Raw genomic sequence first — 21,986 nt, forward strand, 5'->3', positions numbered from 1 at the left:
GCAATGGTCAGTGGCGTCAAATGCGTCAACAGTTGCCGCCAATTCATGGTCGTCAACCGTGACTGACGGCGCTTGACGCTGTGAATACGCCCTCTGGAAGATGCTGTACCTCCATCCGGTCTTTTCTCCCCACGCCCTTGTCCACACTGCCGCCCCTCGTGGAGCGCTCACCCTTGATGGTGCCGACGCCCGAAACTGACCTGCACCATGGCGTGCTTGAGCGCATCCACGCAGGTTTCTGTGTGATCCAGGTGCTGTTCGACGGTGATGAGGCGATCGATTACCGCTTCCTCGAGGTCAACGATGCCTTCGAGCGCCATACCGGCCTGAAGGATGCTTGCGGCAAGCGCATGAGCGCGCTGGAGCCACAGCACGAAGGCGACTGGTTCCGGATCTACGGCGAAGTGGCGCGGACCGGGCGACCGGCGCAATTCGAGATGGACGCCCGTGCTCTCGGGCGCTCGTTCGCGGTGGATGCGGTGCGTGTCGGCCGGCCGGGCGATGACCTGGTGGGCGTGCTGTTCTTCGATGTGACCGCGCGCAAGCAGATGGAAGTGGAGCTGGGCGAGAGCGAGGCCCGTTTCAGTGCACTGGCCGATGGTTTGCCGATGCCGGTGTGGGTGCTGGACGAGCGCGGCCACGCCCGCTTCGTCAACAGTGCCTTCAGCGAGTTCTTCGGCGGCGACGAGAACCGTGTGCCGGAAGATGTCTGGCGCGGCCTGGTGCATCCCGACGATGCGTCGGTGTTCGAGTACGAACTGCAGGAAGCGCTGAAAGCGCAGCGTTCGATGCATGCGCTGGTACGCGCCCGCCGCGCCGATGGACAGTGGCGCTGGCTGGAAATGAACGCCCGTCCGCGCTTCTCGCGGATGGGTCGCTTCATCGGCCTGGCCGGCAGCAGCCCGGACGTCACCGAGCGTCGCGAGATCGAACTGGCGCGCGAGGAGCTGCTGCAGTCCGAGCGCGCCGCACGCAGTGCCGCGGAGAACATGGCGCGGTTGAAGGATGAATTCCTGGCCACGCTGTCGCATGAGCTGCGCACGCCGCTGACCACGATCCTGGGCTGGAGCGAACTGCTGCTGCAGCGCGTGGATTCCACCAGCCCGCTGTACAAGGGCCTGGGCGTGATCGCCAACAGTGCCACCGCGCAGAAGCGCCTGATCTCGGACATGCTCGACCTCAGCAGCATGCTGCTGGGCAAGGTGCAGCTGGAAGTGGAAGTGCTGGATCTGCGCGACCAGTTGAACGAAGCGATGGGCGCGCAGGAACTGGTGGCCGAGGGCAAGGCGCTGGACGTCACCCTGCAGCTGCCGGCGCAGCCCTGCCAGGTGCTGGGCGATGCCACCCGGCTGCAGCAGGTGTTCTGGAACCTGCTGTCCAACGCGATCAAGTTCACCCCGGCTGAAGGCCGCATCGACGTGCAGCTGCAGGCCGACGGCAACTACTGGACGATCACCGTGCGTGATACCGGCGACGGCATCGCGCCGGAATTCCTGAACCATCTGTTCAGCCGCTTCCGCCAGGCTGACGGCACCACCACCCGCCGTCATGGCGGCCTGGGACTGGGCTTGGCGATCGTGCAGCAGCTGGTCGAGCTGCATGGCGGTACGGTCAGTGCGGCCAGCGATGGCCACGGTCACGGTTCCACCTTCACCGTGCGCTTGCCGCAGCACCTGCCCGATGCCGAACGGCGTCCGCTGCGTGAGGTGGTCAGTGGTCCGATCATGGAACCGATGGTGGTCGAGCCATACCCGCTGCGCGGCCTGCATGTGCTGGCGGTGGAAGACCAGCCTGAAGTGCTGGAATACCTGCGCCGCATGCTGGAAGAGCAGGGCGCCAGCGTATCGGCGGCCAGCTCTGCGGGCGAGGCACTGGCGCTGCTGGCCGACAATGGCCACCTGCAGTACCACGTGCTGCTGACCGACATCGGCATGCCGGGCATGGATGGCTATGGCCTGGTGAGCACGCTGCGCGAGGACCTGGGCGTGGATGCCACGGCATTGCCGGCGGTGGCGGTGACGGCGCTGGCGCGTGCCGATGACCGTCGCCGTGCGTTGGCCTCGGGCTTCCAGGAACATGTGGCCAAGCCGTACTCGGTGGCGCAGTTGGTGGGTGTGGTGCGGCGCGTGCAGGCCACGCGCGGGGACAGCCTGCTGCACTGAGCGTTCACGACGAATCGGCGATCCTGCACGCCTGCACGCAGGAGGTTGTCGATGTCCCGTATTGCTCCCCGAATCCATACCGATCCGGCGCAGATCGCGCGCCTGGAAGCCCTGCTGCTCCAGTTGCGCGGGGAAACCCAGGTGCAGCTGACCCTGCACGATGGCCGCCGCCTGCTGGGCACCGTGGCCGTGCAGCCAACGTTGCAGCAGTACCGAAACGACGCCGGTGATGAAGGCAGCAACGGCCAGCTGCGGCTGGACGATCTCGATACGCCGGTGCAGCAGCACCACGTGTGGTTGGATGAAATCGCCAGCATCCGCGAGCTGCCGCCCACAGCGCCGTGATCCGATGTAGAGCCGAGCCCATGCTCGGTTGCCGTCCGCACGGCTGCGCCGCCGCCCGAGCATGGGCTCGGGCGCTACAGGCCTATCAGTGCTCGAACAGCGTTGCCGTCGCTTCGAACCTGCGCGCATAGGCGCGCTCCTCGGCTACCCGGGTCACTTCCTCGTCGGCCAGATCCGGTGCTCCATACACGGCGTAGGCCACACTGCCATCGGCGCCGTGGCCGACCTGGTGCAGGCGATAGCGGGAGTGACCACCGCCGGTATCCTCCGGGTAATGCACGGGGGGATGGCTGCCTTCCAGGTCCATTTCACTGTTGTCGACGACACCTCCGACGAACAAGGCTCGCATGCAGGATCTCCATGGGTTGCGGGGGAGCTTCTACCCTGAGCGCTGGCATGTTGCTGCGGCATCAAGGCAACGTTGAAGTTTCGCAAAGCGGGGTTCGGGGCCCGGCCGGACAAGCCGGTACAATGGACGGCCCTCACGCTTCCAGTACCCGCGCCGATGGCATCCAGCGACGACGCCCCCCTGCAGACCCTGTTCCTGCCGTTCTCCAGCGGCGCCCTGCGCTGGCCGGAGGGGCCGGTGGCCTTCCTGCGCGCCCGTGATGGCTGGCCCCTGCGCGAGCAGGCCGGCGGCCGCCAGGTCGACTGCGAGCAGAGCTTCGCTCCATTCGCGCAGCCGCTGCAGCAGGCCGCTGGCTGGACCGTCAGCGGCCAGCTGGATGATGTTGCCGGCCGCGGCCGTTACCCGCTGGTGCTGGTGCTGCCGCCGCGCCAGCGCGAGGAAGCCCGCGCGTTGTTCGCCCGCGCCCTGGCGCTGGTCGCCGACGGTGGCCGCATCGTGGCCTGCCAGCACAACAACGAAGGCGCCCGCTCCGGCGAAGGCGACCTCAAGCAGTTGGCCGGCCTGGGCGGCAGCCTGACCAAGAACCACTGCCGCGTGTTCTGGACCGCACCGCTGCAGGGCCAGCATGACGCGGACGTGGCCAAGCGCTGGGGCAGCCTGGACGCGGTGCGGCCGATCGTCGGCGGCCGCTTCCTCAGCCGTCCGGGCGTGTTCGCCTGGGACCGCATCGATCCGGCATCGGCGCTGCTGGCCGAACATCTGCCGGCCGACCTGGCCGGGCGTGCGGCCGACCTCGGTGCCGGTTACGGCTACCTGTCGCGCGAGCTGCTGGAGCGCTGCCCGAAGATCACCGCGCTGGACCTGTACGAGGCCGAGAAGCGCGCGCTGGACCTGGCCGAACTCAATCTGGCGCCGCCACCGCGCCCGGTGCCGCTGCGCTTCCTGTGGCGCGATGTCACCGCTGGCATCGAGCCGGACTACGACGTCATCATCAGCAACCCGCCGTTCCACACGCCCTCGCGTGCGGATCGCCCGGACATTGGCCAGCGCTTCATCGCCGTGGCCGCGCAGGCACTGCGCCCGGGTGGGCGCCTGTATGTGGTAGCCAACCGCCACCTGCCCTACGAGTACACGCTCAACGAGAGCTTCGGCGCGGTCCGCGTGGTTGCCGAGCGCGATGGCTTCAAGCTGGTCGAGGCAGTGAAGGGCAAGGGGAAGCTCCGGTGAAGCTGGTCAAGCACATCGCCAACCTTGGCTACGGCAGCCGCAAGCAGGTGCAGTGGATGTTCCGCGAAGGCCGCGTCACCGACGCCGACGGCGAGGTGCTGTATGCCGACGACCAGGTGCCGCATGAAGCGGTGCGCGTCGACGGTGAGCCGCTGGACCCGCCGGTGGGCCTGTCGCTGGCGATGTACAAGCCGGCCGGCTACACCTGCTCGACCAAGGACAAGGGCCGCCTGATCTACGACCTGCTGCCGCCGCGCTTCCGCGACCGCGACCCGGTGCTGTCCACCGTCGGCCGCCTGGATCGCGAGACCAGTGGCCTGTTGCTGCTGACCGACGACGGCAACCTGCTGCACCGGATCATTTCGCCGAAGTCGAAGCTGCCCAAGGTCTACGAAGTGGAGCTGGCCGAAGACCTGCGCGGTGACGAGGTGGCGCTGTTTGCCAGCGGCACGCTGATGCTGGAAGCGGAGAAGACGCCCCTGCTGCCGGCTGAACTGCAGGTGCTTGGGCCGCGCAAGGCGCGCCTGGTGCTGCACGAAGGCCGCTACCATCAGGTACGCCGCATGTTCGCTGCCGCAGGCAACCACGTGCAGGCCCTGCATCGCAGCCGTGTCGGTGGCCTGGACCTGCAGGGACTGGCCGAAGGGCAATGGCGGCTGCTGACCTCCACCGACCTGGATACGCTGTTCGCTCCATGACCTCCATCGCTGCGCTGCCGTTCCTGCCCGACGCCGTCATCTTCGACATGGACGGCCTGATGATCGACAGCGAGCGTGTGTCGCTTGCATGTTGGAGCGAGGCGGCGGAGGAGTTCGGCCTGCCCTTGGATGCCAGCTTCTTCGTGCGCATGGTCGGCCTTGGCGACCACGACAGCCAGGCGCTGCTGCGCCAGCAGGGCATCGAAGACAGCATGATCGAGGCGATGGCCGCGCGCTGCCATGATCTGTACGAGGAACGCACGCAGACAGGGTTGCCGCTGCGCCCGGGCATCCTGGAACTGCTTGAGTTGTTGACGTCGCACGCGGTGCCGCGTGCGGTGGCGACCTCGACCCGGCAACCGCGGGCCAACCGCAAGCTGGCCGCGACCGGGCTGCTGCCGTACTTCGATGCGGTGGTTGCCGGTGGCGACGTGGCGCGGGCCAAGCCGGCACCGGACATCTACCTGCTGGCCGCGCAGCGGCTGGGCAAGGCACCGGAACGCTGCCTGGCGCTGGAGGATTCCCCAGCCGGCACGCGTGCCGCACTGGCTGCGGGCATGACCGTGATCCAGGTGCCGGACCTGGTGCATCCCGATGAAGAACTGCGTGCGTTGGGCCACCGCATCGTCGGCTCGCTGGTGGACGCGCACGCACTGCTGCTGCCGCTGTTGCCGAGGTAGCTGCCAACCTTGGTTGGCACTGAGCCGAGCATGGGCTCGGCTCTACATCCATGGCAACCGCTCTGGTGGGTGCCAACCTTGGTTGGCACGCCTTTCGATCACACCCTGCCGAACACCAGCGCCGCGTTGGTGCCACCGAAACCGAAGCTGTTGGACATCACCGTGTCCAGCTTCTGCTCGCGGCTTTCGCGCAGGATCGGGAAGCCTTCCACCCTCGGGTCCAGCTCACCGATGTTGGCCGAACCGGCCACGAAGCCATCCCGCATCATCAGCAGGCAGTAAATCGCTTCATGCACGCTGGCAGCGCCCAGCGAATGGCCCGACAGCGCCTTGGTCGAGGACAGCGGCGGAATCGCATCGCCGAACACCTCGCGGATCGCACCCAGCTCGGTCACATCGCCCAGCGGGGTCGAGGTGCCGTGGGTGTTGAGGTAGTCCAGCGGACGGTCAACGTTCTGCAGCGCCATCTTCATGCAGCGCACGGCGCCCTCACCGGACGGCGCGACCATGTCGGCACCATCGGAGGTCACGCCATAGCCGATCAGCTCGGCATGGATGTGTGCGCCACGTGCCACCGCGTGGTCGTAATCCTCCAGCACCAGCATGCCGCCGCCACCGGCGATGACGAAGCCATCGCGGTCCTTGTCATACGGGCGCGAGGCGCTGGCGGGGGTGTCGTTGAAGCTGGTGGACAGTGCGCCCATCGCATCGAACATCACGCTCATCGACCAGTGCAGATCTTCACCGCCACCGGCGAACATGATGTCCTGCGCGCCGTGGCGGATGAGGTCGGCAGCCGCACCGATGCAGTGCGCCGAGGTCGCGCAGGCGGCCGACAGCGAGTAGCTGACGCCCTTGATCTGGAACGCGGTGGCCAGGCACGCCGACACCGTCGAGCACATCGTGCGTGGCACCATGTACGGGCCGACCTTGCGCACGCCGCGGCTGCGCAGCAGATCCACCGCACCCACCTGCCATTCGCTGGAGCCACCGCCGGAACCGGCGATCAGGCCGGTGCGCAGGCCACTGACCTGTTCCGGGGTCAGGCCCGCATCGGTGATGGCATCGGCCATCGCCAGGTAGGCGAAGGCGGCGGCATCGCTCATGAAGCGCTTCTGCTTGCGGTCGATCAGCGCGTCCAGGTCGAGGTCGACGCGACCGCCGACCTGGCTGCGCAGGCCGGCTTCGGCGTGGTCGGCCAGCGCGGTGATGCCGGCGCGGCTTTCGCGCAGCGCGGCCGAAACGGTATCCAGATCATTGCCGAGGCAGGACGTGATGCCCATGCCGGTGATGACGACGCGACGCATCAGAAGCTCCCGGTTTCAGTGAACAGGCCCACGCGCAGGTCGCGGGCGTTGTAGATCTCGCGGTCGTCCACGTACATGCGCGCGTCGGACTGGGCCATCACCAGCTTGCGGTTGATGACGCGGCTGATGTCGATCTCGTAGCGCACCAGCTTCGCGTCTGGCAGCACCTGGCCGGTAAACTTCACTTCACCGCAGCCCAGGGCGCGGCCCTTGCCGGGGGCACCCAGCCAGGTGAGGAAGAAGCCGGTCAGCTGCCACATCGCATCCAGGCCCAGGCAGCCGGGCATCACCGGGTCGCCGATGAAGTGGCAGCCGAAGAACCACAGGTCCGGACGGATATCCAGTTCGGCGCGTACCATGCCCTTGCCATGCGGTCCGCCGTCCTCGCGGATTTCGGTGATGCGGTCGAACATCAGCATCGGGTCGTTGGGCAACCGGCCGGCGGCAGCGCCGAACAGTTCACCGCGTGCGCTGGCCAGCAGCTGGTCGCGGTTGAACGCGTGGAGACGAGTCATGGAAAGCGCAATCCTGGAAGCGAAAACAAGGCAACGAGTTCCCGAGGATGCACGACGGATCAGGCGGATATCAAACCGCGTCTCCGTACGCGTGCGTAGTGTTTTCAGCTGAAACCACGCATCCCGTTGATGCACAACGACCATACTTCGGCGTCTGGACGGGTACGGTGCAGGTATCATGTGGGCCAACCATGAACGCACTGCGCAAGATCATCCACGTTGACATGGACGCCTTCTACGCGTCGGTGGAGCAGCGCGACGATCCGTCACTGCGCGGCAAGCCGGTGGTTGTGGCATGGCGCGGCGCGCGTTCAGTGGTGTGCGCCGCCTCGTACGAGGCGCGCGTGTTCGGCGTGCGTTCGGCGATGCCGGCCCTGCGCGCCGAGCGCCTGTGCCCGGACGCGATCTTCGTGCCGCCGGACTTCGCACGTTACAAGGCGGTGTCGCGCCACGTGCGCGAGATCTTCCTGCGCCATACCGACCTGGTCGAGCCGTTGTCTCTGGATGAGGCCTATCTGGATGTCACGGTGCCGAAGAGTGACATCGTGCTGGCCACCGACATCGCCCGCACCATCCGCGCGCAGATCCGCGAGGAAACCCACCTGACTGCTTCCGCCGGGATCGCGCCGAACAAGTTCCTGGCCAAGATCGCCTCGGACTGGCGCAAGCCTGACGGCCAGTTCGTGATTCCGCCGCAGCGGGTGGACGCATTCCTGCTGCCACTGCCGGTGAACCGCGTGCCCGGTGTCGGCAAGGTGATGGAAGGCAAGCTGGCAGCGCGCGGCATCGTCACCTGCGGCGACCTGCGGCAGTGGACGCTGCCGGACCTGGAAGAAGCCTTCGGCAGCTTCGGTCGCAGCCTGTACAACCGCGCACGCGGTGTCGACGAGCGGCCGGTGGAACCGGATCAGCAGGTGCAGTCGATCTCTTCCGAAGACACCTTCGCCGAGGACCTGCTGCTGGAAGACCTGGCTGAAGCGATCGTGCAGCTGGCCGGGAAGACCTGGCATGCCACGCGCAAGACCGAACGCATCGGCCACACCGTGGTATTGAAGCTGAAGACCGCGCAGTTCCGCCTCCTTACCCGCAGCTTCACCCCGGAACGCCCGCCGGAATCGATGGCCGAACTGCGCGACATCGCGCTGTCACTGCGCGCCCGCGTCGACCTGCCCGCCGACACCCGTTACCGCTTGGTCGGCGTCGGCCTCGGCGGTTTCCGCGAAAAGGAGCCGGTGGTGCAGGGCGAATTGTTCGAGCACTGATCATTGCCGTGCCGACCAACGGTCGGCACCCACCATCAGCAGCAGGTTCCAACAGATCGCGGCCAACTCTCGAAGGCGGGGTGGGTCCGGTTGCGGGGGTGTCCGCGGCATGGATGCCGCGGCCAAGCCCCCATGGATGGGTTTACGGCGTCCCCCGCAACCGGACCCACCCCGCCAACCCACGGAATGCCCGCTTTTGCCGTTGCCGTTGCCGTCGATTCGGCAGGTGCAGGGCGCAGCCCTGCAAAAGAAAACCCCTACCTTACGGCCACTGCATCTCGCCCTTGGCCACCTTCGCACTCAACTCCAGCGACTCCACACCTGCCAGCTTCGGATAGCGCGCCTGCATCGCCTTCACCAACGCAGCGCTGTCCTTGGCCTTGGCTGATTCAACATCGAAGGCGCGGATGTACTCCGCCGTGAAGCGCAGCGCACTGGCATCCAGTGCCGCACCCTCCGCGTAATGACCGGGCACCACCACCTTCGGCTTCAACGCCTGCAGCTGCTGCAGCGTGCGCAGCCAATCGGCATGCGACTGCGGCGTCTGCGTATCGGCCATCCACACATGCTCGCCGGCCACCACCGGAATGCCACCGACGATCGCGCGCAGCGACGGCACCCACAGCACGCTGCGGTCCGGCGTCGGTCCATCCAGGCCGATCAACGGCAGGCGCTGGCCTTCCAGCTGCAGCGCATCACCTTCCAGTACCGCAGGCACCACGATGCGTGCCGGAACGTCGGCGCCCATCTTCGGCCCCCAGTACGCCAGCTTTCCGGCCTGGGATTCACGGATATGCGCCACGGTCTGCGCGGTGGCGACGATGCGCGCCTGCGGAAACGCGTCCTGCACGGTGGCCAGGCCGAAGTAATAGTCCGGATCGCCATGGCTGATGTAGATGGTGGTCAGCTGCTTGCCGCTGGCGCGGATCTGCTCGACCAGCCGGCGCGCATCGCCGGCAGCGAACTGCGCGTTGACCAGGATCGCGTCGTTGCGCCCTTCGATCAGCACCGAGGACACCGAGAACATCGCCTGCGGGCCGGGATGGAAGGTCTGCAGGCGCAGTTGCGATTTCGCGGCGCTGGCAGGCGCAGGCGCGGCCGGTGCGGCCAGCAGCGGGGTGCTGGCGAAGCTGGCAGCCAGCGCGAGGGGGAACAGCAGGGCAGCGGTACGCATGGGGAATTCCTCGTGTAGAGCCGAGCCATGCTCGGCTGCATGTTTGCGTAGAGCCGAGCGTGGGCTATGCCGGGCGTCCTCGCCCGGCCCCCTGCGGGCCGTCGCAAGCGACGTTGGCAACGGCTCCTGCCGTTGCCTTCGGCTCTACAGAACAAGCGTGTCGATCAATATGCGGCCGTGATGATCTGCTTCGGGTACTTGCGCGCTTCCAGTTCGGCGACGAACGCGGCGCCGTAGTCGGCGTAGCTGATACGGCTGTGGCCGCTGGCATCGGCGAGGAAGGCCTTGGGCTGCACGCGATACTGCCCACGCTCTTCACCCGGGCCGATTTCGGCCGCCGGCGAGAAGAAGGTCCAGTCCAGGTCATCCACTGCCTGCAGGCGGTTGAAGGCTTCACGGTGGGCCAGCGCGTAGGGCTTGTAGGCCTCCGGGAAGGTGGGGGTGTCGACCAGCTGCACGCCGGGGGCGACTTCCAGGCTGCCGGCGCCGCCGACCACCACCAGGCGCGGCACGTTGGCCTTGCGGGCGGCGTCGGCCAGCTGTGCGGCAACCTCGCCGACGCGGCCGATGTCGTCGCCCGGGCGCGGGCCGTAGGCGCTGGCCAGCACATCGTGGCCGGCAATGGCGGCGACCAGGGCATCCTGGTCGTCCAGCGAGGCGATGACCGGATGGGCGCCAGCCAGCTCGGCCGGCAGGTCCTGCGCGCTGCGCACGATGACGGTCAGTTGGTGGCCGTTGGCCAGCGCGTGGCGGGCGATCTGGCGACCGATATTGCCGGTGGCACCGACGAGGGCGATCTTCATGGCAGGACTCCGTGGGGTAGGGCGGGGGAATGGGGCCACTGTAGGCCGCTGCAGTCGCTCGAAAAACAGCGTATAACGCGCTTGTTTGTTGCATGGATCGAGCATATGGACCGATTGACCGCCATGACCGTGTTCGTCGAAGTTGCCGAGCGTGGCAGCCTGACCGCCGCCGCCGAGGTGCTGGACATGTCGCGGGCGATGGTCAGCCGCTACCTCGCCGAGGTGGAGGGCTGGCTGGGCGCGCGGCTGCTGCACCGGACCACGCGGCGGGTCAGCCTGACCGGGGCCGGTGAAGCCGCGTTGGCGCGTTTCCGGCAGATGCTGGCGATTGGTGAGGAACTGCAGGGCGAGTTGGCCAGCGACGATCCAGAGCCACACGGAACGCTGCGCATCACTGCCAGCGTGTCGTTCGGGCAGAGCCATCTGGCGCGCGCAGTGGCCGCCTTCGTGCAGCGCCATGCGGCCGCCCGCATCGAACTGCTGCTGGTCGACCGCACGGTCAACCTGGTGGAGGAGCGCGTCGACCTGGCGGTGCGCATCGCACGGCAGATCGATCCCAGCCTGATCGCACGTCGCTTGGCGATATGCCGTTCGGTGCTGTGCGCGACGCCGGCCTATCTGCAGGCACGTGGCACGCCGACTGCACCCGAGCATCTCGCCGCGCACAACTGCCTGACCCATCACTACGTCGGCAAAAGCCTATGGCAGCTGCATCGCGAAGGGCGCTCGCTGTCGGTTGCGGTGGGCGGCAACATCAGTGCCAATGAAGCCTCGCTGCTGCTGGAGGCCGTGCGCGCCAATGCCGGCATCGCCATGTTGCCGACCTACCAGGTCGCACCGTTGCTGCGCAGTGGCGAACTGATCGAACTGCTGCCCGAGTACAGCCTGGACGAGCTCGGCATCCATGCGGTGTACGCGTCGCGTCGACAGCAGCCCGCTATCATGCGGCGATTCCTGGACTTCCTCGCCGAATGCTTCGCGAGCCCGGCCTTCCAGGATCTGGACTGGCGCCCTTCGGGCAAGGAGAACACATGAACCATGGACAGGCGTTGATCGACCACAACGGTGCTGCCTGGGACCGCCAGGCCACCCGCGCACGCCGGGTCGGCTGAAGGCGCGGGCGTACAATGGACGGCCCCACGTTGCACGAGTGAGCCGTCCCTTGTCGTATCCCTATCCGCTGGTCGTGTTCGACCTCGATGGCACGCTGGTCGACAGCGCCGCCGATATCGCCGAAGCACTGAACCGCACGTTGCAAGACATCGGCCTGGCACACGTACCCGAAGCCACCGTGCTGGGCTGGATCGGCGACGGCGTGCGCCGGCTGGTCGAACAGGCGGTGCAGGCTGCGGGGCGCGAGATCGATCTGGCAGCGGTGATGCCGACCTTCATGGTCCACTACCGCGAATGCCTGCTGCGCAGCCCGAAGCTGTTCGATGGCGTGGTCGAAGCGCTGGCGCAACTGCGCGCGTTGAACGTACCGCTGGCGATCTGCACCAACAAGCCGGCCGCGCTGGTGCCGCCGTTGCTGCAGCACCTGGGCATCGCCGAGGCCTTCGCGCTGGTGCTGGGCGGTGATTCGCTGCCGCAGCGCAAGCCTAGCGGTGAGCCGTTGCGGCATATCGCCGCGCACTTCGAACTGCCCGTCGATGCGTGCCTGATGGTGGGCGATTCGCTTACCGATTACCGCGCTGCCGAAGACGCCGGCATGCCGATCGCGCTGGTGCGTTACGGCTATCCGCGCGGACTGGACCTGGACAACGCGCACGCTGTCGCAGTGATCGACGACCTGCGCGAACTGCCGGGGCTGGCTGCAGGCATTCCGGTGTAGAGCCGAGCCTGCGCTCGGCTGTTTCGATGCCTGGGCCGAGCATGGGCTCGGCTCCACAAGTAGATCGACGCCATGCGTCGACGGCATCAGAGGGCGCCGGGCAATGCCCGGCGCCTCTTTTCACTTCGGCTGGTAGCGCACGCTCAGCTGGTACTCGCGGCCGGGCTGGTTGAACCACGCCACGGTCTCGTACTCGCGGTCGAACACATTGGTCACCCGCGCCAGCACCGACCATGCCGGGGTCAGCGCGTATTCGGCGCGCAGATCCAGCGTGCCGTAGCCGCCGACCTTCACCGCATTGGCGGCATCGTCGTAGCGCTTGCCCGCGCCCTGCACGGTCAGGCCAGTGCGGAAGCCGCCGAAGCGGCGGTCGATGTCCAGACGCGCGGTCTGCTGCGCACGGCGTGCCAGCCAGTTGTCGAACTGGGCGCTGCCGCTGGTGCGGTTGCGCGGATCGGTGAAGCTCAGCTGCGCGTTGATGTCGAAGCCGGCTACGGTAGCGCCGCCGGTCAGTTCCGCACCGCGGATCCGTGCCTTTTCGACCTGCTGCATGCGGAAGGTGGCCGCGTCATAGGTGATCAGGTCATCGATGCGGGTCTCGTACACGTCCAGGCCCCAGCGCCAGCCCTGGCCCTGCTGCGAGATGCCGAGGTTGGCACTCTTGGACTTCTCCGGGTCCAGCGTCGGCACGCCGCTCCACGGGTCGTACAGGTCGCTGAAGGTCGGCGCCTTGAACGCGGTGCCGTAGCTGGCGTTGACGCGCAGGCCATGGCCCAGCTCCATCGCCCAGCCGAGGCTGCCGGTGGCGTGGTTGCCGAACTGCTGGTTGTCGTCGTTACGCGCGCTGGCCTGCAGCTGGTGACGGCCGAAGCGCGCCTGGTACTGCAGGAACACGCCGGTATTGCGGCGGCTGTCGACCAGGTAGCCGGCGCTGCTGCCGTCCAGGTTGTCTTCGCTCCAGTCCACGCCGGCGCTGAGCAGCTGGCCTTCGGCCACACCGATGTCGGCCTGCAGCGAGGCGCTGTCGCGGTGCGTCTGTGCGCTGCCGCGTGCACCGAAATCGCCGAAGTTGTCGGACTCGTTGTCGCTGCGGCCGACATTGGCGGTCAGCGTCAGCTGCTCGGACGGGGTGTAGCGCACCTTGCCGGCCAGTACCTGCTGGCGGGTCTCGGAGTAGTTGTAGTAGCCGTCGTAGTGGTTCTTGCCGTCGGCGCGCAAGGCGCTGCCTTCCACGGTCCACTGGTCGCTCAGGTTGTAGCCACCGCGCAGGCTCTTGGACAGGTTGCGGTAGCCGTCGCGGTCGGGTTCATCGGCGAAGCAGCCGGCAAACAGCGTGGCCGAGCCGCGGCAGGCATCGATGCCGTCCGAATGCTGGTAGGCGATGTCGGCGCCGAACCAGCCGCGTTCGGTGCCACCGCCGATGCCGCCACTGGCTTCACGCAGGCCATTGCTGCCGCCCCCCAGCTGGAAATGCGGAGCGAAGTCGCCTTGGTTGCGGCGGGTGAAGATCTGGATCACGCCACCGATGGCGTCGGCACCGTACAGGCTGGACTGCGGGCCGCGCACGATTTCCACGCGCTCGATCTGCGCCAGCGGCAGATCCTGGTACATCGCCAGGCCGAGGTCGGCGCTGTTGATGCGCACGCCATCAACCAGCACCACGGTGTGCGAGGAGTTGGTGCCACGCAGGAACAGCGAGCTCTGCTTGCCCAGGCCGCCGGCATTGGTCAGGTTGATGCCGGCGCGGCCCTGCAGCAGTTCCTGCAGCGAGGTGGCCTGGCTGGATTCGATCTGCGCACGGTCGATCACCTGCGCAGGCGCAATGCTGTCCTGCAGGGCGATCGGCGTACGGGTGGCGGTGACCAGCACCTGGTCGAGGTCGGCGGCGCCATCTTCGGCCAGGGCCAGCGCAGGAAGAGCGGCCAACACGGCCAGGGACAGCATTCGGGACTGCAGTTTCATCGGGAGGACTCCAGGTGCCGCGCACGCCCGCGCAGCGAAGGGGAGGAGTCACAACAGGCAGGCACGCGCCGATGCCGTGGCCACCGCCACAGACATCCAGCGCCATGCCCACCGCATCGCGACCTGAGGCTTCCGGGCCGGTCTCCGGGCTCGCCGCCGGGTGGCCCGAGGCCACCGTCCAGGCGCCTTCCCATGCCTGCGGCACAGTGGCGGGTTGCCTGGAACTGACGTGCTTACCGTTGCGGGGGCAGCGCCGGCATGGCGTGTTGTCACGCGTCACCGGCTTCCCGTTTCAACCTGCCGGCAGGGCCGCAGGTCACCTGGAAGTGCGCGCAGTCTACGGCATCGCAGCCGGCCCGTAGCGCCGAACCCGCGCGGCTGATCAGGCGCGGATGCGCCTGCACGGTGCAGCAGACCTGCGCCAGCGCCTAGAATGCAGCTCGAATTATCGTGGTGCCGTTGCCGATGTCCGTCTGTTCTCCGCTGTTTCCGCGCCGCCCTGACTGGGCACGCGCATGATCCTCGACCTGGTCCGCCATGCCGGCAACGGTCGTGATGAGTTCCTCGATGGCCGCAGCGATCCGCCGCAGCTGGCCCGCCTTCCGCAGGAGCTGGTCGATGCCTATGCCGGGCAGTCGTGGGAACGGGTGATCAGTTCGCCGCGCCTGCGCTCGCTGCATACGGCGATGGCACTGGCCACGCCGCGCGCGCTGGACGTGGAGGCGGACGAGGAGTGGGAAGAACTGGATTTTGGCGATTGGGATGGCCAATCGCTGTTCGACCTGCCGGAAGACGCGTTGGCCGCCTTCCACGCGGATCCGCATGCGTTTCCGCCGCCGCATGGCGAGAGCTGGGGCCACTTCGAACGGCGCATCGCACGCGCGCTGGATCGACTGCTGGATGACGACGACCCGGCGCCGACGGTCGTGGTCAGCCACGGCGGTCCACTGCGCATGGTGCTGTCGCAGGTGTGTGGCCTGCCGATGTCGCTGTGCTGGGCGCTGCGCATCGACCACGGAACACGCCTGCGCGTGTGGGTCGAGCGCGGTGAAACGGGTCTGGTGGGCGAGCTGCTGGAGCTGCAGCAGCCCTGACGAAGTCGGTAGCGCCGGGCCATGCCCGGCGGATTCCACATCGCCCGCGCTACGCGCTCGCCGGGCATGGCCCAGCGCTACCGATCAATCCTCGTCCGCGCTCTCGGCAACGCTGTCTTCGGCATCATCATCGCTGTCGAAGCGCTGCTCGTGCACCGGGCCCGATGCCGGACCTGCCGCCTTCAGCGGATGCACGGCGATACGTGCTTCGTAGTCCTGCACCAGCGCGGTGCGCTGCGGTTCGCTCAGTTCCTGCCAATGGCAGTCCAGCAGCGCACCTTCCAGCGAATACAGCAGGTTGAGGCTGGGCTTGAAGCCAGCGCGCTTGACCTTGACGAAGGCGCCCACGGCACCGATCGCGATCAGGTCCTCGCGGCTGCGCAGCCCCACCTGGCGCAGCCACGCCGCACTCTTCGGGCCGATGTTGCGCAGCTTGACCGCGCTCACGCCAACGCCCCGACGAACACGCGGGCGATGGCTTCCAGACCGGCCTGGTCCTCAGCATCGAAGCGGCCGACGACCGGGCTGTCGATGTCGAACACGCCGATCAGCTCCTCACCCCGGACCAATGGCACCACCAGCTCCGAGCGCGATGCGGCGTCGCAGGCGATGTGGCCGGGGAAGGCTTCCACGTCTTCGATGCGCTGGGTCACGCGCTGGCTGGCTGCCGCACCGCACACGCCCTTGTCCAGCGGAATGCGCACGCAGGCCGGCAGGCCCTGGAACGGACCGACCACCAGTTCCTTGCCGTCGTACAGGTAGAAGCCCACCCAGTTCAGGTCGGGCAGGGCGTGGTAGACCAGCGCAGCGAGGTTGGCCGCATTGGCGATGCGGTCGGACTCGCCGTAGACTAGGCCACGGGCCTGTTCCAGCAGCTGGGCGTATTGTTCCGGCTTGCTGCCGGTGAGCGAGGCGTTGGCGAACATGCCCGCAGTCTAGCAAGCGTGCCGGGCCAGCGATAATGCGGGCTCTGTTGCCCTGCTGGAGCCTGTGATGTCCCTGCCTGCCACATTGCCGACGGCCCTGTTCGTCACCGGCACCGATACCGAGATCGGCAAGACCGCCGCCAGTACCGCGCTGCTGCACGCGCTGCGCCGGCGCGGCCTGCGCGCGGTGGGCATGAAGCCAGTGGCCAGCGGCAGCCACGATCCGGGGCAGGGGCTGCGCAACGAAGACGCGCTGGCACTGCAGGCCGCCAGCCTGCCGGTGCCGGACTATGCCGATCTGAACCCCTACGCATTGCGCCAGCCGCTGGCGCCGGAGCTGGCGGCGGCAGAAGATGGCGTGCGCATCGAACTGGCCCCGATCATGGCGGCCTTCGAACGCCTGCGCGCGCAGGCCGACGTGGTGGTGGTCGAAGGCGTGGGCGGCTGGCTGGCGCCGCTGTCGGCGCAGCTGGACCAGCTTGACCTGGTGCGTGCGCTGCGGCTGCCGGTGGTGCTGGTGGTCGGCCTGCGCCTGGGCTGCGTCAACCACGCGCGGTTGACCGCGCAATCGCTGCAGGCCAGCGGCGTGGACTGCGTGGGCTGGATCGGCAACCACATCGATCCGTCGATGCAGCGCCAGGATGAGAATTTCGCGATCCTGCAGCAGCGCCTGCCGATACCCTGCTGGGGACGGCTGCCGCATCTGCCGGGCGCCGATGGCGAAGCGTTGAGCACACACCTGCACGACGCGTGAGGGTAGCGCCGGGCCATGCCCGGCGAGCGCTCAGCGAGGCAGGCAGAGAAGCCGCCGGGCATGGCCCGGCGCTACCGATCCATCAGTGCGCCACCAGCTCCCGCGCGATCGCACCCAATCGTTCCACTGCATCGATGAAGCGCGCGTCCAGGGTCTGGCAGCACGACAGCCGCAGGCAATGCCGGTACCGCGCGCCACGCGAGTACACCTGGCCCGGCATGAACACGATGTCCTCTGCCAGTGCGCGCTCGAACAGTTCACGGGTGTCCACGCCCGGCAACTCCAACCACAGCAGGAACCCTCCCTGCGGCTCGGTCGCGCAGGTGCCGGCGGGGAAATGCTCGGCCACCAGCTGCCGCAGGCGACCGACCTGTTCGCGGTAAAGGCGGCGCATGCGATGCAGGTGGTGCTCGTAACTGCCTGCTTCCAGGTAGGCGGCCACCGCATCACCGAGCAGCTGCGGTTCTCCGCCGGTGGACTGGAACTTGAGCAGCGCGATGCGCTCGGCGAAGCGTCCGCCATCGAGCCAGCCGATCCGGTAGTCCGGTGCCAGCGTCTTCGAAAAGCCACCGACCACCATCACCCAGCCATCGCGGTCGAACGCCTTCAGCAAGGGGGCCGGCGGCTCGCAGAACTGCAGTTCGGCATACACCGCATCTTCGATCAGCGGCAGCTGGCGTGCGTTGACCAGCTCGGCCAAGCGTTGCTTGTCGGCGATCGGCATCGTACAGCCCAGAGGGTTGTGTACGGTCGGCATCACCACCAGCGCCGCCAGCGGTGTGTGCTCCAGCAGTGCGTCCAGCGCATCCACGTCCAGGCCGCGCTGCGGATGGGTGGGTAGTTCGATCGGTTGCAGGCCGAGCGTGGTCAGCAGGGGGTACAGGTTGAAGTACGAGGGCGCCTCGATGCCGACGGCATCACCGGCCTGGGTGACCGCGCGCAGGGCCAGCTGCAGTGCCTCCATCGCGCCATGGGTCAGCAGCAGGCGCTCGGCATGGGTATGCAGGCCCAGCCGGGGCCCACGCCGCACGATCTGCGCCAGCAGGCGCTGCGAACCGTTGGGACGGGCGTAGGTTTCCACGGTCTGCTGACCATGGCGCAGAACCTGCGCGGTGTGCCGGGCCAGCTGCGCGCCCGGGTAGAACTGTCGTCCGCGCGGGCCGGCAAAGGCCAGGTCGACCACGCCGGGGCGGCGCTGTGCTTCCAGCACGCGAGCCATCAGCACCTGTTGCAACGGCGCAGTGGGTGCTGACGGTGCATCGCGCAGCGATCGCTGCGGCGCCGACAGTCGCGGCGCGACTTCGAATCCGGCCTTCGGCCGTGGAATGACCAGTCCGGCGTCTTCCAGCTGGCGATAGGCCGCAATCACGGTGTTCAGGCTGAGCTGGCGCTGCGAAGCCATCTGCCGCAGCGACGGCAACCGGCTGCCGACCGGCAGGCGCCCGCCGTGGATGGCTTCAGCCAGCTCGTCCGACAGCCGCTGGTAGCGGGGTGGGATCATCGTGGTGGTGTCTTCTGTATCCATCGACTCGACCCGCATCTGGTTCTGTACCCATGATGCCGACGAGCCTAGCATGTCGTTGTCGGCCGGGCCTGATCGGGGCCCGGTCGATACTTTCCAAGCGCACGGCCCTGTGGCCGTGCGTCTTTTTCTGTTGTGTGTAGAGCCGAGCCCATGCTCGGCTGCTCTTCCGCCAACAGCAGCCGAGCATGGGCCCGGCTCTACAGAAGAGGGGGTCACCGCATCGGTACCAGCGCCGGATCGCGCCGGTACAACGCGGGGAACTGCTTGCCCAGCGCGGCCAGCTTGGGCGCGTCGTAATAGCGGATGTACGCGGCCTGCGGGTAGTTGCTCATGTAGTTCTGGTGGTAGCTCTCGGCGGGGTAGAAGCGCTGTCCACTGCCCACCTGGGTAACGATCGGCGCGCGGTAGCTGCCGGCCTGGCCGAGCTGGCCGATGTAGGCGCGGCTTGCTGCCAGCTGGCGCGTGTCATCGACGAAGATCGCCGAGCGGTACTGGCTGCCGTGATCGGGTCCCTGGCGGTTGAGCTGGGTCGGGTCGTGCACCACCGAGAAGAACACCTGCATCAGCTGCCCATAGCTGACCTGGCGCGGGTCGTAGTCCACCTTCACCGCTTCGGCGTGGCCCGTGCGGCCACCGCTGACGCGCTCATAGCGGGCATCGGTGGCACTGCCTCCGATGTAACCGGACACCGCGTTGCTCACGCCTTTGACGTGCTGGAACACGCCCTGCACGCCCCAGAAACACCCGCCGGCGAAGACCACGCTGGCATGGCTGGCGTCATCGCCGAACGCCGCATCGCCGCTGGGCGCAGGCAACGCCTGCACCTGCGCCGTGGGCTCGGCTGCTGCGGCCACCGCGCCGTGGTCCACCAGCAGCACACCCGCGATCAGCGCGGTGGCAACCAGGCCGGCGACGCCGGCGGCAATGCCCTGTTCGAAGGAGAGTTTCATCATGTGCTCCCGGTTCAACCGAAGGTGAAGGCGTAGGCCTGCACGCCTGCGTCAAGGAATTCGATCTCGAAACGATGCGGACCGATCGTGCCGCGCTGGCGGATCAGCTGGTACAGACGGTGTTCGTTGACGGTGCCGGTGCCATCGGCGGCCACGTCCGCACCGGCATCAGCCGCTGGCAGTGGCTTGCCATCGAGCAGCACGCGGAAGCGCACCGGCGCTCCGTCCTCGCCCGGTGCCAGCACCAGATGCAGGTCGCGGGCATGGAACTGGAAGGCGATGCGGCCGCCGGCCTGCCGCAGCTGTGCCGCTTCATCGTTGACCCGCCACTGCCCGGACAGGCCCCATTGGTTCAGCGCCAGGGTGGACGGCAGCGTGTAGCCGAATGCTGTGTCGGCGTGCTGCCCGCCCGGCGAGGCGAACTGCTCGGCACGTGCGTGGCCCAGGTAGGTTTCCGGCGAGCGCAGGTTGCCCATGTCGGCCTGCGTGGCTACGCCCTGCAGGTCGGCCGCAGCGGGGTCTGCAGGCGGTGGCAGGTCGGTCTGCCCGGCTTCCACCAGCAGACGGCGGATCACCTGTTCGGAGTGCGCGTAGTTGCCTTCGCCGAACTGATGGCCGCGGATGTTGCCCTGCGCGTCGATGAAGTAGTGCGCCGGCCAGTAGCGGTTGTTGAACGCGCGCCAGATCGAATACTGGTTGTCGAGCGCGACCGGGTACTCAACCTTCAGCTGCTGCACGGCCTTCATCACGTTGCGCGGGTCGCGCTCGAACGCGAACTCCGGCGTATGCACGCCAACCACCACCAGGCCATGGTCGCGGTAGCGCTGCGCCCACTCGTGCACGAATGGCATCGCGCGCAGGCAGTTGATGCAGGAGTAGGTCCAGAAATCGATCAGCACCACCTTGCCGCGCAGCTGCTCCGCACTCAGCGGTGGGCTGTTGAGCCAGCCGGTGGCGCCGCTCAGCGAAGGCAGTGTGCCTTCCACTGGCAGCGGCGCGCCTGCCTGCCCGGCCGCCATCATCATCATCGGCGGTGCTGCTGGTTGTGCGTCGGGCACGGCATCCAGCAGGCCCTGTTCGATGCGTGCGGTACTGACCGCGGACAGGCGGGTCAGCAGGCCGGTGTCCCAGCCCAGGCCGATCGCCACCACCGCCAGCAGCGCGGCCACGCCCAGTACCCGGCGCACCACATTGCCCAGGCCAAGGCGGGCCTGCAGGGCACGGAACACGCGGCCACCCACCCACACGGCCAGTGCCAGCGCGGTGACTGCGCCCAGCGCGTAGGCCAGCAGCAGCGAACTGGTGCCGACGCTGGCACCGTTCAGGGCGGCGCCGGTCAGCACCAAGCCGAGAATCGGACCGGCGCAGGGCGCCCACAGCAGGCCGGTGGCGATGCCGATCAACAGAGAGGTCCAGGCGCCGCCACGGCCGGCCGCATCTGCAGCGTCGGCACGCGCGCTCAGGCGCGCACCGATGCGCTGGAACGGCGCCAGCAGATGGTCGGCCAGAGTCGGCCACAGCAGCGCGATGGCGAACACGGCCATCAGCACCAGTGCCACCCAGCGGCCGATCTGGTTGGCCTGCGCCACCCACTGGCTGCCGACCGCCGCCAGGCTGGCGACCACGGTGAAGGTCAGCGCCATGCCCACCAGCAGTGGCAGGGTGCTGCGCAGGAAGGGACGATCGGCGCGTGCGAACACGAACGGCAGCACCGGCAGGATGCACGGGCTGAGCAGGGTCAGCACGCCCCCCAGATAGGCAAGCAGCAACAGCAGCATCATCAGGCTCCAGAAACAGGGGAAGAACCAACCGGCACGCGCCAGCCGTCAGTGGCGTCCTGCTGCGCAGAACCGGCCATGAACACCATCGCGGCGCCGTTCATGCAGTAGCGCAGTCCGGTCGGGCGCGGGCCATCGTTGAACACGTGGCCGAGATGGCCGCCACAACGACGGCAATGTGCCTCCACGCGCAACATGCCGAAGGTGGTGTCACGGTCTTCGCCGATGGCGTTGTGCAGCGGCGCCCAGAAGCTGGGCCAGCCGGTGTGGCTCTCGAACTTGGTGGACGACGAGAACAGCGGCAGCGCGCAGCCGGCGCAGGCGAACGTGCCCTGTCGGTGTTCCTTGTTCAGCGGGCTGCTCCAGGGGCGCTCGGTGGCCTGCTGGCGCAGCACGGCGTACTGCGCCGGGCTCAGCAGCCGACGCCACTCGGCATCGCTGCGGGCTACTTCGAACTGTCGCGAAGGCCGTGCCTCGGCAGCGGCGGGGGCTGCGCGGCTGCACGCGCCCAGGCCCAGCAGGCCGGCGGCGGTGACAGCACCGCCCAGGCCCAGCAGATGGCGGCGGGTGAGGGACATGGCGGACTCCTGGAAGGGGCGACGGGGCCATGCTGCGCCCCCGCCGGTCAACGAATCCTCACGCAG

General features: G+C 67.9%; 22 protein-coding genes and 1 riboswitch. Of the genes, 10 read left to right on the forward strand and 12 right to left on the reverse strand.

Translation table 11 applies throughout. The features are described 5' to 3' along the window. Positions 1–176 precede the first annotated feature (176 nt). Both MRBLST15_RS13335 and MRBLST15_RS13340 read left to right on the forward strand, forming a co-directional pair. Complete coding sequence (locus MRBLST15_RS13335; protein ID WP_265954729.1) at positions 177–2,162, forward strand: hybrid sensor histidine kinase/response regulator; 1,986 nt, start codon at positions 177–179, stop codon at positions 2,160–2,162. Between the two features lie 51 nt (positions 2,163–2,213). Then, complete coding sequence (locus tag MRBLST15_RS13340) at positions 2,214–2,507, forward strand: DUF3247 family protein (protein ID WP_265954727.1); 294 nt, start codon at positions 2,214–2,216, stop codon at positions 2,505–2,507. A gap of 85 nt (positions 2,508–2,592) precedes the next feature. Here MRBLST15_RS13340 and MRBLST15_RS13345 read toward each other — a convergent pair whose 3' ends face one another. Next, a complete protein-coding gene (locus MRBLST15_RS13345) occupies positions 2,593–2,856 on the reverse strand; it encodes a hypothetical protein (RefSeq protein WP_180167774.1) in 264 nt (87 codons plus the stop codon). Positions 2,857–3,012: 156 nt separating this feature from the next. On the opposite strand from MRBLST15_RS13345, the gene MRBLST15_RS13350 reads away from it, so the two are divergent. From MRBLST15_RS13350 to MRBLST15_RS13360, 3 genes are read left to right on the forward strand one after another with little or no spacing between them, the layout of a single operon-like run. Next, positions 3,013–4,083, forward strand: coding sequence for a class I SAM-dependent methyltransferase (locus MRBLST15_RS13350; protein ID WP_312704400.1), 1,071 nt, complete (start codon positions 3,013–3,015; stop codon positions 4,081–4,083). Continuing rightward, positions 4,080–4,781, forward strand: a complete 702-nt coding sequence (locus tag MRBLST15_RS13355) for a pseudouridine synthase (RefSeq protein WP_032976402.1) — start codon at positions 4,080–4,082, stop codon at positions 4,779–4,781. The genes MRBLST15_RS13350 and MRBLST15_RS13355 overlap by 4 nt, the downstream gene beginning before the upstream one ends. Continuing rightward, the gene (locus tag MRBLST15_RS13360) at positions 4,778–5,461 is read left to right on the forward strand and encodes an HAD family hydrolase (protein WP_367786216.1); all 684 of its coding nucleotides are present in this window, start codon (positions 4,778–4,780) and stop codon (positions 5,459–5,461) included. The genes MRBLST15_RS13355 and MRBLST15_RS13360 overlap by 4 nt, the downstream gene beginning before the upstream one ends. Before the next feature lie 98 nt (positions 5,462–5,559). Here the strand turns inward: MRBLST15_RS13360 and fabB are convergent, their stop codons facing one another. Both fabB and fabA read right to left on the reverse strand, forming a co-directional pair. Next, positions 5,560–6,768, reverse strand: coding sequence for a beta-ketoacyl-ACP synthase I (fabB, locus tag MRBLST15_RS13365; RefSeq protein WP_025878419.1), 1,209 nt, complete (start codon positions 6,766–6,768; stop codon positions 5,560–5,562). Beyond that, positions 6,768–7,283, reverse strand: coding sequence for a 3-hydroxyacyl-[acyl-carrier-protein] dehydratase FabA (gene fabA, locus MRBLST15_RS13370; protein WP_025878420.1), 516 nt, complete (start codon positions 7,281–7,283; stop codon positions 6,768–6,770). The genes fabB and fabA overlap by 1 nt, the downstream gene beginning before the upstream one ends. A 191-nt stretch (positions 7,284–7,474) precedes the next feature. Here fabA and dinB point away from each other — a divergent pair, with 191 nt between their 5' ends. Further along, positions 7,475–8,545: a DNA polymerase IV gene (gene dinB, locus MRBLST15_RS13375; protein ID WP_367786219.1), complete on the forward strand. Its 1,071-nt coding sequence runs from the start codon at positions 7,475–7,477 to the stop codon at positions 8,543–8,545. Positions 8,546–8,807: 262 nt separating this feature from the next. On the opposite strand, the gene MRBLST15_RS13380 is transcribed toward dinB, so the two are convergent. Then, on the reverse strand, positions 8,808–9,719 hold the full coding sequence (locus MRBLST15_RS13380; RefSeq protein WP_367786221.1) for an MBL fold metallo-hydrolase: 912 nt from the start codon (positions 9,717–9,719) through the stop codon (positions 8,808–8,810). A gap of 164 nt (positions 9,720–9,883) precedes the next feature. Next, entirely contained in the window at positions 9,884–10,522 is a 639-nt protein-coding gene (locus MRBLST15_RS13385) for an NAD(P)-dependent oxidoreductase (RefSeq protein ID WP_099821588.1), read from the reverse strand. Between the two features lie 105 nt (positions 10,523–10,627). Between MRBLST15_RS13385 and MRBLST15_RS13390 the strand changes: the two genes are divergently transcribed. Both MRBLST15_RS13390 and gph read left to right on the forward strand, forming a co-directional pair. After that, entirely contained in the window at positions 10,628–11,557 is a 930-nt protein-coding gene (locus tag MRBLST15_RS13390; RefSeq protein ID WP_367786223.1) for a LysR family transcriptional regulator, read from the forward strand. 127 nt (positions 11,558–11,684) lie between these two features. Next, complete coding sequence (gph, locus tag MRBLST15_RS13395; RefSeq protein ID WP_367786491.1) at positions 11,685–12,353, forward strand: phosphoglycolate phosphatase; 669 nt, start codon at positions 11,685–11,687, stop codon at positions 12,351–12,353. Positions 12,354–12,473: 120 nt separating this feature from the next. Here the strand turns inward: gph and btuB are convergent, their stop codons facing one another. After that, on the reverse strand, positions 12,474–14,315 hold the full coding sequence (gene btuB / locus MRBLST15_RS13400; protein WP_367786225.1) for a TonB-dependent vitamin B12 receptor: 1,842 nt from the start codon (positions 14,313–14,315) through the stop codon (positions 12,474–12,476). A 118-nt stretch (positions 14,316–14,433) separates the two neighbouring features. After that, positions 14,434–14,654: riboswitch (cobalamin riboswitch) on the reverse strand. 176 nt (positions 14,655–14,830) lie between these two features. On the opposite strand from btuB, the gene MRBLST15_RS13405 reads away from it, so the two are divergent. Then, positions 14,831–15,409 (forward strand): histidine phosphatase family protein, encoded by a 579-nt coding sequence (locus MRBLST15_RS13405; protein WP_265954648.1) that lies wholly within the window; start codon positions 14,831–14,833, stop codon positions 15,407–15,409. Between the two features lie 84 nt (positions 15,410–15,493). Here the strand turns inward: MRBLST15_RS13405 and MRBLST15_RS13410 are convergent, their stop codons facing one another. Both MRBLST15_RS13410 and MRBLST15_RS13415 read right to left on the reverse strand, forming a co-directional pair. Continuing rightward, entirely contained in the window at positions 15,494–15,856 is a 363-nt protein-coding gene (locus tag MRBLST15_RS13410) for a TfoX/Sxy family protein (RefSeq protein WP_312704392.1), read from the reverse strand. Further along, positions 15,853–16,335 carry a GAF domain-containing protein gene (locus MRBLST15_RS13415; protein WP_265954652.1) on the reverse strand — a complete coding sequence of 161 codons (483 nt, stop codon included), beginning with the start codon at positions 16,333–16,335 and terminating at the stop codon, positions 15,853–15,855. Before MRBLST15_RS13415 ends, MRBLST15_RS13410 begins: the two co-directional genes overlap by 4 nt. 67 nt (positions 16,336–16,402) lie before the next feature. Between MRBLST15_RS13415 and bioD the strand changes: the two genes are divergently transcribed. Next, positions 16,403–17,089 (forward strand): dethiobiotin synthase, encoded by a 687-nt coding sequence (gene bioD, locus MRBLST15_RS13420; RefSeq protein ID WP_367786228.1) that lies wholly within the window; start codon positions 16,403–16,405, stop codon positions 17,087–17,089. Positions 17,090–17,171: 82 nt separating this feature from the next. Here bioD and MRBLST15_RS13425 read toward each other — a convergent pair whose 3' ends face one another. The 4 genes from MRBLST15_RS13425 to msrB all read right to left on the reverse strand — a co-directional run bounded on the left by MRBLST15_RS13425 (position 17,172) and on the right by msrB (position 21,920). After that, positions 17,172–18,614, reverse strand: a complete 1,443-nt coding sequence (locus tag MRBLST15_RS13425) for a PLP-dependent aminotransferase family protein (RefSeq protein WP_367786230.1) — start codon at positions 18,612–18,614, stop codon at positions 17,172–17,174. Between the two features lie 212 nt (positions 18,615–18,826). Beyond that, complete coding sequence (gene msrA / locus MRBLST15_RS13430) at positions 18,827–19,564, reverse strand: peptide-methionine (S)-S-oxide reductase MsrA (protein ID WP_265954658.1); 738 nt, start codon at positions 19,562–19,564, stop codon at positions 18,827–18,829. A 14-nt stretch (positions 19,565–19,578) separates the two neighbouring features. Then, complete coding sequence (locus tag MRBLST15_RS13435; protein WP_367786233.1) at positions 19,579–21,342, reverse strand: cytochrome c biogenesis protein DipZ; 1,764 nt, start codon at positions 21,340–21,342, stop codon at positions 19,579–19,581. Between the two features lie 2 nt (positions 21,343–21,344). Further along, positions 21,345–21,920, reverse strand: a complete 576-nt coding sequence (msrB, locus tag MRBLST15_RS13440) for a peptide-methionine (R)-S-oxide reductase MsrB (RefSeq protein ID WP_265954662.1) — start codon at positions 21,918–21,920, stop codon at positions 21,345–21,347. Positions 21,921–21,986 lie beyond the last annotated feature (66 nt).

The organism is Stenotrophomonas sp. LST15-1-1.1, from assembly GCF_040815575.1.
Classification (GTDB): domain Bacteria; phylum Pseudomonadota; class Gammaproteobacteria; order Xanthomonadales; family Xanthomonadaceae; genus Stenotrophomonas; species Stenotrophomonas lactitubi_B.

Coding starts and splice junctions, on each gene's coding strand:
- MRBLST15_RS13335 (WP_265954729.1), top strand. CDS start 177: ATGGTGCCGACGCCCGAAACTGACCTGCACCATGGCGTGCTTGAGCGC.
- MRBLST15_RS13340 (WP_265954727.1), top strand. CDS start 2,214: ATGTCCCGTATTGCTCCCCGAATCCATACCGATCCGGCGCAGATCGCG.
- MRBLST15_RS13345 (WP_180167774.1), bottom strand. CDS start 2,856: ATGCGAGCCTTGTTCGTCGGAGGTGTCGTCGACAACAGTGAAATGGAC.
- MRBLST15_RS13350 (WP_312704400.1), top strand. CDS start 3,013: ATGGCATCCAGCGACGACGCCCCCCTGCAGACCCTGTTCCTGCCGTTC.
- MRBLST15_RS13360 (WP_367786216.1), top strand. CDS start 4,778: ATGACCTCCATCGCTGCGCTGCCGTTCCTGCCCGACGCCGTCATCTTC.
- fabB (WP_025878419.1), bottom strand. CDS start 6,768: ATGCGTCGCGTCGTCATCACCGGCATGGGCATCACGTCCTGCCTCGGC.
- fabA (WP_025878420.1), bottom strand. CDS start 7,283: ATGACTCGTCTCCACGCGTTCAACCGCGACCAGCTGCTGGCCAGCGCA.
- dinB (WP_367786219.1), top strand. CDS start 7,475: ATGAACGCACTGCGCAAGATCATCCACGTTGACATGGACGCCTTCTAC.
- MRBLST15_RS13380 (WP_367786221.1), bottom strand. CDS start 9,719: ATGCGTACCGCTGCCCTGCTGTTCCCCCTCGCGCTGGCTGCCAGCTTC.
- MRBLST15_RS13385 (WP_099821588.1), bottom strand. CDS start 10,522: ATGAAGATCGCCCTCGTCGGTGCCACCGGCAATATCGGTCGCCAGATC.
- MRBLST15_RS13390 (WP_367786223.1), top strand. CDS start 10,628: ATGGACCGATTGACCGCCATGACCGTGTTCGTCGAAGTTGCCGAGCGT.
- btuB (WP_367786225.1), bottom strand. CDS start 14,315: ATGAAACTGCAGTCCCGAATGCTGTCCCTGGCCGTGTTGGCCGCTCTT.
- MRBLST15_RS13405 (WP_265954648.1), top strand. CDS start 14,831: ATGATCCTCGACCTGGTCCGCCATGCCGGCAACGGTCGTGATGAGTTC.
- MRBLST15_RS13415 (WP_265954652.1), bottom strand. CDS start 16,335: ATGTTCGCCAACGCCTCGCTCACCGGCAGCAAGCCGGAACAATACGCC.
- bioD (WP_367786228.1), top strand. CDS start 16,403: ATGTCCCTGCCTGCCACATTGCCGACGGCCCTGTTCGTCACCGGCACC.
- MRBLST15_RS13425 (WP_367786230.1), bottom strand. CDS start 18,614: ATGGATACAGAAGACACCACCACGATGATCCCACCCCGCTACCAGCGG.
- msrA (WP_265954658.1), bottom strand. CDS start 19,564: ATGAAACTCTCCTTCGAACAGGGCATTGCCGCCGGCGTCGCCGGCCTG.
- MRBLST15_RS13435 (WP_367786233.1), bottom strand. CDS start 21,342: ATGCTGCTGTTGCTGCTTGCCTATCTGGGGGGCGTGCTGACCCTGCTC.
- msrB (WP_265954662.1), bottom strand. CDS start 21,920: ATGTCCCTCACCCGCCGCCATCTGCTGGGCCTGGGCGGTGCTGTCACC.